Genomic DNA, 12,800 nt, shown 5'->3' on the forward strand with positions numbered 1-12,800 from the left:
TGTTGATTTACGGTATCGGTGTAAAGGTATACATCCATTTCACTGGATTCTGCCAATCTTTTCCTGCAAATTTACCCACAGGAACCTTGATCAGCACCTCATTCCAGCCTTTTTTTAATTTTATTTTTGTTGGCATCCGGAAAGAATACCCTTCATCGATTAAAGGAACTTCCAAGCTACCCTTTCGGCCTGGAAAACGCCAAGAAGGAGCAGGGATAGCCGAGCCATTTACAAAAACCTGGCTCGAAAGGTCATCCCAAGTCCCATCCTTGGGTGTATCGCTCGCATAAGATCGGGAAAGGTTTCCAAATCCGATCCAAAAGGAACGAACTTCCTCCTGGTCACTCCATATTTTTGTTCTTGCATACCAGGTGCTATTCGGTTTTGGATCATCAAGCGCGCCTATGACAACATCGGCCCACCAGTGTCTTAAGATCACCGTGGCACCAACCTGTGTTTTGGCCACATTCAAATGATCCGAAAAAGGAGCTTGCTCAATGTCAAAACGCTTTTGAAGATCGCCTCCATTGTCAAAAGGACCAATCAGTTCCCATTTTAGTTTCGTCTGCTGCACATAGGGAAAAGGCATGCCTTCAAAAAATCGTTCTTTATGCTGCAATAATCTCGTTTCAAATTCCGAAAATGCCTCGAACGAAGCTGTTCCTTCCTGCGGTAAATTGGCTTTCCATTCCGCTTCTCCATTGCCGCGCCAAGCCCGTTCTGCAAAGGTTAGCAAACCTGGGTAAATGGCACTTTGTAGGAACATATCTTCCGGATGGGCTACCGCGCGATCAGGCCATGAACATAATATAGCACCTTTCAACTGTTCACTTTCCTGCTTTTGCTCGGCAAACTGCCGGAAGAAAAGGGTGGTTACAGTTTCCAAGGGGTCCATATGGTTAATGTAGAGGTGTTTGGAATCGATGAATTCAAACTGACTAGCCTTATCGATGGCTTTAGGACCACCCATCCATAACTGCCGAACGGTACTCGCTTCCAAGTTACTTCCAGGATCCCAACCATAGGTTTTGAAACCCAGTTCCTCCACAAATCGCGTGATTTCAGGCATGAAATTCTTATTGCTGATTTTAACTTCATCGCCCCCAATATGCAGATGGGTCAAGGAAGGATAGGTTTCCTTAAACTCCTTTAATAGGGATTTGATATAGTACATCCCCGAATCCGACTGCATATTATGCCCAAAGTACCTTTCGAAGGCAGCACTATGGCCGGGCATATCGATTTCGGGCAAGAAAAGAATATGCCTTTTTTTACAATAATCGATCAGTTCCTTAAATTCCTTTTCGGTATAATACTTTCCAGGCCAACGGGTCATATTTTTGCTGGCCGTTAAGCCCGGATATTTTTTGCTCTCCAATCGCCAAGCGATGTCCTCCGTGAAATGAAAATGCAGCACATTCAATTTATACTTCGCCATCACATCGATCTGCTCCTTGAGCATAGCCATGGGCTGATAATTTCGGCCTACATCCAGTAAAAATCCCCGAAAGGAAAAAGCGGGAATATCCCTTATTTTAACAAAAGGAAGCCTTTTGTTCTCCAGTAACAATTGCTCCAATGTTTTGAGGGCATAGAATAAGCCAGTCTCGTGCTCAGCTCCAATCGTAATCCCCTTCGCATTGATCTCTAAATTATAACCTTCGTTTCCTAATCCGGTCTTGGTCAATAATTGTAAAGTAAAAAGAGGCTTTATTTTCCCTTCTTCAAAATCCTTTATATTATTCTGTTCAAAAAACTGTTTAACAAGGCCCATCTCATTCTTGAAAAAAAGATAATTAGGGATAAAAATCCCTTTATCCAAATTCAGTGTACCTTTCTTCCAGCTCAGCTCTTGAGGAAGGGGGATGAGTGCCTGTTGGGCAAATAGGCTCGTAGGAATACGCAGCAACAGGATCAATAAAAGAAAATAAGTAAATTTTAGTTTCATCATTCCAACGATTAAGAGTTTATGGATTTATCGGCCAAGAATTGCTGTATGATCTGAAAACAATACCATTCTTGTCTTGGAAGATGGAATGGTCCTTTGAACAGATTCCCTTTGGCAGTCTGGGCGATCCGGCCATCTCGATGCAGGTAGCCAAACCATTCGCCATTTTCCTTATCATGAAAATGGGCATAGGCATAGTCATGGATCTGTTTATGCATTTCGGCATATTTCTCGTCATTGGTCATCAGAAAGGCCAGAAGGCAAGCGATGATCGCCTCATTCTGAGGCCACCAGAATTTCATGTCCTGCCAATATTCCTGAACTGGTTTATCATAAACATCCCGGTAATATAATATTCCGCCATGTTCTTTATCCCAACCTCTTTCCCACATATAATCCAACATCCTACAACCTAAATCGATCATCGCTGGATCGTTATTTCTATATCGGGCTTCGTGCAGGATAAACCAAGCCCCTTCAATCGCATGTCCCGGATTCAAGGTCCTACCATCGATGTGGTCAATGATACTTCCATCCAGTGCCACCTGTTCCATCACACAACGGATATCATCCTTCACAAAATTGCTTTCGATTTCTTTTATCCAGTTGGCAATTGCCTCATCACAACGGGGATCTCCGATGCTTTCCCGCAACTGTTGGGCGGTGTTGATCATGATCATCGGTATGCCAATACCCTTGGATGGTCTCGTATCCTCAAACTTCGGATCCATTTTAAGGCTTCCAACTGCATATTGCATACAAGTACCAAAGATTTTCCGCGCCAATTCCGCAGCCTCTTCATCGCCCGATGCTTTCGCATAAGCAGCGAAGGCGATCACCGCAAAGGTCTCCGAGAAAAAATAGCGACGCATCCGGATCGGGTTGCCAGCTCTATCCACGTGGAAATACATTTTTCCTTCCGCGTTGAAACATTTTTCCTTCAGGAAGGCGTATCCCAGTTGGGCACCTTTCAACCACTCTTCTTTCTGCTCCACCGTATTGTACAGGGTTGCCAATAGCCAGCATGCCCGGCCTTGAATCCATACCGCCTTATCCGTATCGATCAAACTGCCATCCGCATCACGCATCAGCAGGTATCCTCCGAATTCCTCATCAAAAGACCTTGGAAACCAAAAAGGGATCGTATCGTTCAACAATTGGTTCTTATAAAAATCGGCAAGTTCGGCAAGTTCCTGGGTCGTATACATGGTGTTATTTTATAGCTATAGAAAAGGTCGATGCGGGAGTACCCATCTCATTCTGCAGATTTGCCCTGGTAAAAGGCTCATAGGCATATAGTATTCGGGTCGGTTTCTCCGCGGTGGTTATGATAATGTTGTTTTCTTCGATTTGAACGGCTTCAGGATCCACTATTTTTCCATAGATATCCATGATCTGGAAGCCTTTTAAGGGTTGATTTCCTTTCGTGGAAAGGCTTTTGCAGTTATTGAATTTAAGCACATACTTGTTGCTTCCTTTTAGCTCATAGCCTACGGCAAAAGGTGCATCAGCATTTATTGGCTTCTTGAATTCATGTTGTTGGACCAGGGCCGATAGCCTCAAACCCACCGGAATTTTATCCCTTGGATGAACATCCGTCGAGTCTCCAAGATCCGAGGAAACGGCCATATGTACGTTTGGCAGCTTTTGGCTTAACAGGAGTTGACTCTCCCGAAATCTTGGCCAAGATGGACGGTTCAGACTAGATAGTTGAACGACATAAAATGGAACATGCTGCTGCAGTTCCTCCCGCCATGATTGAACCAAGGTTCCAAAAAGATGTTCATGTAATTCCAGGTTATGGGCATTGCTTTCCCCTTGATACCATAGAATAGCCCTAAACTCTACATCCTTCCATAAAGCCATGCCAGCCTCATAATTGTAGGCAGGTTCATAAGGATGTCTTTGGTTCTTGAGCGTGGAATTCTTTAAGTTTACGGATGCTCTCTCCCGACAGAAATCCTGAATGAAATCAGCAGTTTTCCAAGAATGTATATAAGAGGCTAACAGGTCATCATCCTCCAGAGCTTTCCTCGGAATCCAGGATTCCGTATTCGATCCACCCACAGCCAATTCAATTATCCCTACTGGTACCCCTGATTTCAATTGTATATCCTGGGCAAAAGAAAGGGCGACGGCCGAGAAATCAGCCACATGTACCTTCGTCGGCTTTTCCCATGTACCATTAAAGTAGGCTAAGTCGTTTACTTGTTGCAGGACTTCCGCAGTCCAAGCCTGGTTATTGGTCTCTGCAATCGCTTTATGCTTGAACAACCTGATGTTAGGATTTTTGCTGGTCTTTTCGATCCACTCTTTCGATTGCAGGGCATGTTTTAAAGGAAAGGCCATGTTGGATTGGCCCGAAGCTAAATATACATCCCCAAACAATATATCTTCTAAAGTTAGGTTTTCCCCCTGTGCTTGAATGACGATATCCGTTGGGCCTGAGGCCGGAGTGGGCGGAAGATCTACTTTCCAATTTCCCAAATGATCTGCTTGTGTTTGGTAGGTTCTACCTTTAAGTTGCACACTGATTTCCGAAAATGCATTCGATTTTCCTTTTAACACATTCTTCCTATCCCGTTGCAACACCATATGGGAACCAAAAGGATACTCTACCGAAAGTTCTTGTTCCTTCGGAACCAAATGTCCATGCACGTGATTGGCGATCATTGCTGCACCTGCTTCCGAGGGATGGAGGAAATCGTTGAACAGATCCATCCGACTGGCAAAGGATTGATGATTATCGATCAATGGGATATCATGCTGCTTGGCAATAGCTACAATCTCTTTCTGTATCTCATCATACCAATCCCGAGTCCCCGATAAGAAACGAGCATGACCACTGAAAATCGGCGTCATCTTACAGATATAGAATTCCACGGCGGGATTGTTCTGCCAGAAAAGTGATAATAGTTGATGATAATCTTTTCTGAATTCCAGCTGATAATTAGGCCAATTCCGCGGATCGGTATCATTCAATCCAAGCGCGATAACCACGATATCAGGCTGGAACTCCAACGCTGCTTTTAATTCTTCAGATTTTAAATAGGGGTTATGTCCATGCTGGAGCAAGGTAGCCCCATTTCTCCCAAAATTTTCAACGATATAATCTTCACCCAATAAGGACTGAAGTTGGTCTGGATAGGATTTTCCCTTGGCCAATCCATAGCCTTTGGTAACCGAATCTCCGATACAGGCCACCTTCTTTTTTTGTTGGGCAAGAAGTAGCTGAATGGAAAAGAGGAATATAAGAATGGCACTAAGATATCGCTTCATGTGACTTTGGTCTTAAAACGGCTAATTGAATGATCAGCACCAAGAGCACGATACCTGCCAAAAGGGCAAAATCACTTCCCAAACGGCCTTCATCGGCAGATGCACCTAAGATTTTCGTAATGTATGCACCAGCAAAAACACCGACCATATTCATGATCCCATAAGCGGTTGCTCTGTATTTGGAAGATACAAACTGACATAGGATCGGCATATTATTGGCGTCGAACATGCCAAATCCAAACCCGAACATCAATCCTGCTGCGACGATTGCATATACATTGTCGCCAAATCCCATCAGGATTACGGCAGGGATGGTCAATGCCAAGCCAATGGCACTGGTATAGATCCGTCCTTTAATGTTTTTCTGTATCCAACGGTCGGATAATATTCCCCCCAGGATGACCCCAAAGAAGGAGGATAGCGCAATGGTAATGGTGGCCAAAGGCCCTGCTTGTTCCATCGGGATATGCAGGTTTTCAGAGAAAAGGGTTGGTAGCCAATTCTTCGTTGCCCATCCCGGCAGACTGGGGATGGCAAAATATAATAGGATCACCCAAAACGCAATATTGGAAAATAGCACCGATAAGCCTTTCCATACAGGAACTTTTTCCTTTACTAGGGTGTTGGTTTCGCTGCGGTGCGGAGCCTCTTGAAGGAAGAAGATTAATATAAAGGAATATATAATCCCGATCAGTCCGAAGAGGATAAAGGTATAATGCCAGGAATAGGAGGCAGCGACGGTTGCACCAAATCCCCCTAAGGCCTGCCCAAAATAAAACCCGGTCATGTGTATACCTATGGCTAGCGATCTGGTGTTGTCGGAATGGTAATCGGCGATTAAGGATAAACCTGCAGGGATGTATAGGGCTTCACTAACGCCCATAATAGCCCGCAGGGCATATAATTGTTCGTAGGTATCTGCATAGCCCATAGCCATGGTTACGGCCGACCATACAAACAGACTCCCCACGATCAACCATTTTCTGTTCCATTTGTCGGCTACAATACCCGCTACCGGGCTCATAAATCCATAGATCCATAAAAAGATAGCCATGAGGTTGCCAAATACGGCGGCACTCTCCAATTCAGAAATATCCAGGGCCATCGCTGGTCGCATGGTCGATAGAATTTGCCTATCCATGTAGTTCAAAAGAGCCACAAACCATAATAATCCGACAATCACCCAAGGATATTTTCTGCTATTTTTCATGGTAGTAAAAAATTATTTTAATTGCCCCAATAAGATCTGATCTGTTCTTACGCCGGCTTTGATCTCCCCCGAAGGAATAATCAATAAATCTTGATGTAATAAGGCAGTTGTCGTTACTGTTCCTGCTGATGGTAATGCGGCTAATGTTTTCCAGGTCAAATCACTTAGGTTTAACGCCAATGCCTGGCGTTCAAAACCAGGATGGTTCACCAAGATATTGTTTTTGGCGGTAATAAGGCTATCCTTTTTAGAAGGATCGCTATTTAAGTTGATGTTGGCGATGGCCTGTTCTACCTGATGGAAAGTACGGGCATCATCTCCTGAAAACAATAGGAGATGGTTTTTATATAATACACCGGTTCCTGCAGCCATCGGCTTTGCTAATCTACTGATTGCTTTTATTTCCTTGCTGCCTATATTCACTTCAAGGACCTGGTCGTAGATATCGCTCTTGGCATTTACATTCTTCTTTCTACCCCCAACGATATATATCTTTTCTTTTCCGTCGGCCAACACTACAGCATTGGAAATCGGGTAGGGCAGGGTCAGGAATTCTTGCCAGCCCTTACTATCTTGATCGATTTGATAGCAATATATCTTATTGGAAACCAATTCGGCATTTTCCCCACCAACGAAATAAAGTTTGTCCGAAAGATGCACAAGCCCAGCGTTGGTCAACGCTAAGGGCAACTCGGATAGTTCTTCCGTTTTCAGCTCCTTATTTTCCGAGATCGAATAGGCTTGGAAGTTCTTTATAGCTCCAGTAGAGTCTTCTCCACCAGCACTATAAAGCTTATCATCTATAACCACATTGGCCGCGTAGGCAATTTCCCTATCCAAAGCAATTTCTTCTTTGAACTGCAATTCCTTTCCTACGATATCATAGATATAAACGGAGTGCTGATAATTCTTTTTACCACCCTCCCAAGGCATTCCATCGGGAAAATTTGCGCCGCCAGCAATAAGTAACTTACCCTGTAGGATACCTGTAACAGAACCTGCAAGACCCAGATGCGCCTTTTCTTCCTGCATAGGCAGGTTTGCCGAAGGTAGCCATTGTACTGCTAAGGATGTGTTTTTCGGTTCACATCCCGTTAATAGTATGGTCATGATCATAAACCCGATGTTTCGCATCAACGAATTGATTTAAAATGTTCAAAACCGAGGTCAGCCACATCTGCTTGGAATAAGGCAAACTGCTCCTCTGTCATATTGGCAATAGGTAAGCGGAATGTTCCACAATCCAAACCTATTAATTTCATATAGGCCTTTCCGGTTGCAATACCTCCATATTTGCCCAATAACCGGATCATATCGATCGATTTTTGCTGAAGGGCATTGGCGTTCTCGAAATCAGAATTTTCATAGGCTTCCATAAGGTCCAAGTAAAGCGGGGCGGCGTAATTATACGTACTGCCCACTGCACCTTTAGATCCAAGGATAAGGGAAGATAGCATGTTTTCATCTCTTCCCCATAACATATCATATTTTCTGCCCTTAAAATTTAAACAGGAAAGGAAATCCATAAAATCTTCATGGGTATATTTTATGCCTTTGAAGGTTGGAATCTGTTCATCGATTTCTTGCAAGAGGTCGATCATGTTGAAGTTTCCACCCGTCAAAATCGGGATATGGTAATAGTAGAAAGCAGTCTTTGGCGCAGCAGAAGCAATTTCCTGGCAGCATTTGGCCAATTGTTTTACGTTGGCCGGTTTGAAATAATAGGGGGAGGTAAAGGAAATGGCATCTGCACCTTCCTGTTCCGCTATTCTTGCCAATTCTTGGCATTCTTTCACATTTGTTCCTCCAAGAAACATCATCAACGCAAAATCATCATCGCTTTTGGTCAGGGCAGTCCATGCTTTTAAGGTGGCTACTTTTTCCTGGAAGGTTAGGGATACACCCTCACCCGTAGATCCGCAGATGAATGCTCCTTTAATCTGGTTCTTTTTTAAAGAATCATAGTAGGAAGGGATGAGTTCTAGGTTCAATTCGCCTTGTTCGTCGAATGGGGTAAAAGGGGCAGCGATTAATCCTTCAATTTTTTTATTAAGCATGGGTTCTGAAATTTTCTCAGGGTAAATGTTACCTTTTGTTCTAATTGATTAATATTTGATTACAAACATATTTTTGCCTAAATGGTTCTGGTCTGTAATTTTTATACCTTATACATGTTTAATAATCGAATATATTTTATAAATTATATTATGTCATACATATAATGATTTCAAATGTAAGACTTAATGTTTTACTTCCAAATTTTTTTTTGATATAATTGTACCTTTTAACATTAACTATTTAAATGCACATATGGAGTATCCGAATGAGAATATGGGGAAAATAGGCACCATTGACACCTCCAGTTTAGTCGACAAAGCAGAGGAACGTATTGTTCAATATATCCAAGAGAACAAAATGGTCATTGGTGATGTATTGCCCAAGGAGTTGGATCTTGCGCTTAATCTAGGGGTAAGTCGGACCGTCATCCGGGAAGCTCTTTTACGCCTGAAGACTATCGGGTTGGTGGAGTCCAAAAAACATAAGGGTGCAGTATTGCGCAATCCGGATGTATTGGGATCATTACGTAAAGTATTCCATCCATCTATTTTGGATGATGCTACCCTGAAGGATATGTTCGAACTTCGATTGGGATTAGAGGTCGGGATGGCTGATTTCATCGTAAAGAATATCACTGATGAGGATATCAAGGAACTAGAAGATATTGCAAATCAGGTAGGGTCGGGTGATACGGCGCAGACCTGGCAGGTGGAAGATGAGATCAGATTCCATAGCAAATTGTATAAGATTTCTAAAAATAGGATCCTGTTGGAGCTACAGGTGATGCTGATGCCGATTTTCAATTATGTTCATGAAAGTGGCCTATTATCGAGTGAGGTGGTGACGGGAGATTTTGTTTCCCATAAGGAATTGGTGGAAGTATTGAAAACGCGTGATGCAGATGCTTACCGGAATGCTATTCGGAAACATCTGAACAACCACTTCAAGAGGATTTTAGGCTAAGTTTGTTTCGTACTGGCTACTTACTGCAAGTGGTGTGTAAGTGAGGTGTAAGTGAGTTGTAAGTGACTTTATGCACTTATACCTTGCTTACATCCTGCTTAGAATTTACATACATAGCGAATGAAAATCGAAGCTACTTCGACATTGGAAGGAACAGCGTCATTGCGAGGAACAGCGTCATTGCGACATACAGCGTTATTGCGAGGAACGAAGCAATCTTTACACTAATCGAAAGATTGCTTCGTCGTACCTCCTCGCAATGACGAGATAGCCTCCTCGCAATGACGAGAGAATATAAAAAAAGCCAAGCATACCGCTTGGCTTAATTTATATGATATAAAATTCGGACTTTCTACTATTTAATTGGATATTCCTTGAAAATACCTTGAACCACTTCCGGTAATTTATTGATCGCTTTTTCTGGAGCTTTGATCTCTCCCGATCCACGAGCTTGCCAAACCACGGAATTTGTTCTTCTATCCACCGCTTCTATGATCAAATGCGAATACCGATATTTTTCCTTTCCGATAGGATAGGAAGGGCTCATGTAATAGCCCCAAGGACGGTACCATCCCCAGCCGCCCCAGCCACCCATGTGGCCATAGACCATACGGCTCTTGTTATTGACGATGGTCACATAGCGAAATAAGATATCCGGATCGTTCTTGCTGTATTGCATACCACGGGCTGCTAATTCCCGATTCGCTGCAGAAAGGATGTTCTCTCGCGCAATATCATTGTTGAAATAGTTTTTCGACAAGGAATCTACAGGCGGTAACCATCCATATGTTTTATATTGTGAAAAGTCTAATTGCTGCACCCTCGTCATGTTATAATTGTACGAGGCACAGGATGCCAGGAATAAAACGATTCCTGCCATGAAAAAAGTCCTAAGCGTCTTCATAATTCTCATTTTTTTAATTAGACTACATGGGTTGCTAAACGTTTAATGGCTAGAAAGAAAATTTTGCGACCAATGGCATGGCCCTTCCGGGACCAAATGCTTTCGGACTAACCCTCAAAATTGGTGGCGCTTGGAAGCGCTTGAACTCTGCATTGTTCAATAACTTATTGACCCGTAGAACCGTTGCTTCATCAAAGCCCAAGGCAATCACTTCGGTATATGGTTTTTCCTTTTCGATCAATTGGTAAAGTATGCTATCCAAGATGTCGTATTCCGGAAGTGAATCCGAATCCTTTTGACCAGGGCGAAGTTCTGCGGAAGGCGGTTTCACGATGGTGTTCAATGGGATGATCTCCCGATCCCTATTGATGTATTTAGCCAATTGATAGGCCTGGGTTTTGTACACATCACCGATCACGGATAAGGAACCCGCCATATCGCCATACAAGGTTCCGTATCCCACAGCAGCCTCACTTTTATTGGATGTGTTCAATAAGATGTTTCCGAATTTGTTGGACAGTGCCATCAATAAGGTTCCACGCGTGCGAGCCTGGATGTTCTCTTCGGTGGTATCAGGGTTCCGACCTTCAAATGCTGGAGCCAATGTTGCCTCAAAAGCCGCTGCAATGTCTTTTATCGGAAGGATGAGCTTTTGGCATCCGGTGTTTTCCACTAAATCCAAGGCATCCTTCAAGGAATGGTCGCTGGAGTAAATGGAAGGCATCAAGACCGACAGCACGTTTTCTGCGCCCAAGGCTTCACAGGCAAGAGCGGCTACCAAGGCAGAATCCAAACCTCCGGAAAGCCCTAGAACGGCTTTCTGAAATCCTGATTTCTGGAAATAATCCCTTAAACCCAGGATGATCGCATCATGGATCAATGCAATTTCCTGATGTTCTACGGATTGATGCGCCTGCTCACTGTGCAGATCATTGCCTTTTAATTCCACAAATTGTAGGTCTTCTTCAAAGCTTTTCATTTCGCTTACCAATTCACCTTTTCTGTTGAGGGCCAAAGAACGGCCATCGAAAATAATATCCGTATGGGCGCCCACCTGATTCACATAAATCAGCGGGGCATTCCCTTTGATGACATTCCTGCTCAATACGTTTTTCCGATTTTCGAAATGGGTATAGGAAAAAGGGGATGCCGCAATATTGATGATCAAGTCGGGATGTTCCTTAGCAAGGTCCTGCATCAGGTCGCCAACATAGGAGTTTGGTCCATCATCATCCCAAAGATCCTCACAGACGGTTAATGCAATCGTGAGATCCTTGAACTTGATGCAATTACTTGACGGATTAGGCTCGAAATAACGGTATTCATCAAAGACGTCGTAATCCGGCAATAGACTTTTCCTGACTACTTGCTTCACCTCACCATCTGCCAATAAAAGGGCAGCATTGAACAAAGGTTTTCCTTCGGCATCCTTGTTGGGAACTGGTGCTCCAATGATACAGGCAATGCCTTCACAATATTTTGCGATTTCATCCACGCTGGCATAACAAGCCTTAAGGAAGGCGGTATTTCGTAGTAGATCTTTGGCTGGATATCCCCCAATTGCCAATTCTGCAAAGACGATCAGTTCTGCCCCTTGTTCCTTGGCATCCGTTATAGCCTTTACTATTTTTTTTGTGTTCTGTTCGAAATTACCGATATGATAGTTTAGTTGAGCTAATGCAATCTTCATATGTATGTGTTTAAGGTAAAATTAAACATAAATTTTAAAAAAATAAGGCGGCACCCAAGGGAATAGGTACCGCCTTATACTATATAAGTATGAATTGTTGAGCTTATATGTTTTTGATATCGATTACTTCGACCTCGTATTCTACTGGAGAATCTTTAGGAACAATCACTTTACCCGAACCATCTTTTCTTTCTCTATTGTCATATACAATTGGAGAAGGAGCAATAAACTTGAATTTAGTTCCTTTTTTGATTCCATTAGGAACCAGTCCGTATAAAATATCTGTTCCATTGATCGTTACGTTTCTTGGAAGGAATGCTCTGATCCAAGCTTGAGTAACATTGATATTGGAGTTTGGATTCAAATAGAATTGTTGAGCAGTACCTGTAGCATCTTCAAACACTTCACCAGTCAATAATAATTTACCTTTGTATTTTACCGTGATCTGAGGAGAGATGAAAGAGGAGCCTTGAAGTACATATTCATACGATTCGTCTGTTGCTGGCGTAAGGATATCCAAATACATGCCTACTGAATCATTGAAATAACGATTGTCTGAATAATTTTCCGCTGCATAAGCTGCTAGGATCGGCTTTTGTTTATTCATTGTGGAATCGTAACGAGCTTTTTCTTTTGCATAATCCCAACCATCATCAATGGTATCATTCTTCATACATGAAGTGATACTGATAACTCCCAACAAAGCAATGATTAATAGTCTAAAGTTTTTCATAAAATGTTATAAGTA

At 42.9% G+C, this 12,800-nt stretch carries 10 protein-coding genes; 1 reads left to right on the forward strand and 9 read right to left on the reverse strand.

The genetic code is table 11. The features are described from left to right. Positions 1–7 precede the first annotated feature (7 nt). From E3D81_RS09365 to E3D81_RS09390, 6 genes are read right to left on the reverse strand one after another with little or no spacing between them, the layout of a single operon-like run. Complete coding sequence (locus tag E3D81_RS09365; protein WP_134777240.1) at positions 8–1,951, reverse strand: family 20 glycosylhydrolase; 1,944 nt, start codon at positions 1,949–1,951, stop codon at positions 8–10. 8 nt (positions 1,952–1,959) lie between these two features. Further along, positions 1,960–3,156 (reverse strand): AGE family epimerase/isomerase, encoded by a 1,197-nt coding sequence (locus E3D81_RS09370; RefSeq protein ID WP_134777241.1) that lies wholly within the window; start codon positions 3,154–3,156, stop codon positions 1,960–1,962. A 4-nt stretch (positions 3,157–3,160) separates the two neighbouring features. Beyond that, entirely contained in the window at positions 3,161–5,227 is a 2,067-nt protein-coding gene (locus tag E3D81_RS09375; protein ID WP_134777242.1) for a GDSL-type esterase/lipase family protein, read from the reverse strand. Continuing rightward, positions 5,211–6,437 carry an MFS transporter gene (locus tag E3D81_RS09380; protein WP_134777243.1) on the reverse strand — a complete coding sequence of 409 codons (1,227 nt, stop codon included), beginning with the start codon at positions 6,435–6,437 and terminating at the stop codon, positions 5,211–5,213. Before E3D81_RS09380 ends, E3D81_RS09375 begins: the two co-directional genes overlap by 17 nt. Positions 6,438–6,449: 12 nt before the next feature. Beyond that, a complete protein-coding gene (locus tag E3D81_RS09385) occupies positions 6,450–7,547 on the reverse strand; it encodes a hypothetical protein (protein WP_134777244.1) in 1,098 nt (365 codons plus the stop codon). Between the two features lie 23 nt (positions 7,548–7,570). Continuing rightward, entirely contained in the window at positions 7,571–8,494 is a 924-nt protein-coding gene (locus E3D81_RS09390; protein WP_134777245.1) for a dihydrodipicolinate synthase family protein, read from the reverse strand. Positions 8,495–8,747: 253 nt separating this feature from the next. Here E3D81_RS09390 and E3D81_RS09395 point away from each other — a divergent pair, with 253 nt between their 5' ends. Beyond that, positions 8,748–9,458 carry a FadR/GntR family transcriptional regulator gene (locus tag E3D81_RS09395; RefSeq protein ID WP_245153183.1) on the forward strand — a complete coding sequence of 237 codons (711 nt, stop codon included), beginning with the start codon at positions 8,748–8,750 and terminating at the stop codon, positions 9,456–9,458. Between the two features lie 355 nt (positions 9,459–9,813). Here E3D81_RS09395 and E3D81_RS09400 read toward each other — a convergent pair whose 3' ends face one another. From E3D81_RS09400 to E3D81_RS09410, 3 genes are all read right to left on the reverse strand, one after another. Further along, positions 9,814–10,362 (reverse strand): DUF4136 domain-containing protein, encoded by a 549-nt coding sequence (locus E3D81_RS09400; protein ID WP_099365863.1) that lies wholly within the window; start codon positions 10,360–10,362, stop codon positions 9,814–9,816. A 49-nt stretch (positions 10,363–10,411) separates the two neighbouring features. Continuing rightward, on the reverse strand, positions 10,412–12,052 hold the full coding sequence (locus tag E3D81_RS09405; RefSeq protein WP_134777246.1) for an NAD+ synthase: 1,641 nt from the start codon (positions 12,050–12,052) through the stop codon (positions 10,412–10,414). Between the two features lie 103 nt (positions 12,053–12,155). Beyond that, a complete protein-coding gene (locus E3D81_RS09410) occupies positions 12,156–12,785 on the reverse strand; it encodes an FKBP-type peptidyl-prolyl cis-trans isomerase (RefSeq protein WP_134777247.1) in 630 nt (209 codons plus the stop codon). Between the last annotated feature and the right edge of the window lie 15 nt (positions 12,786–12,800).

This window comes from Sphingobacterium sp. CZ-2, from assembly GCF_004526235.1.
GTDB classification, from domain to species: Bacteria; Bacteroidota; Bacteroidia; order Sphingobacteriales; family Sphingobacteriaceae; genus Sphingobacterium; species Sphingobacterium tenebrionis.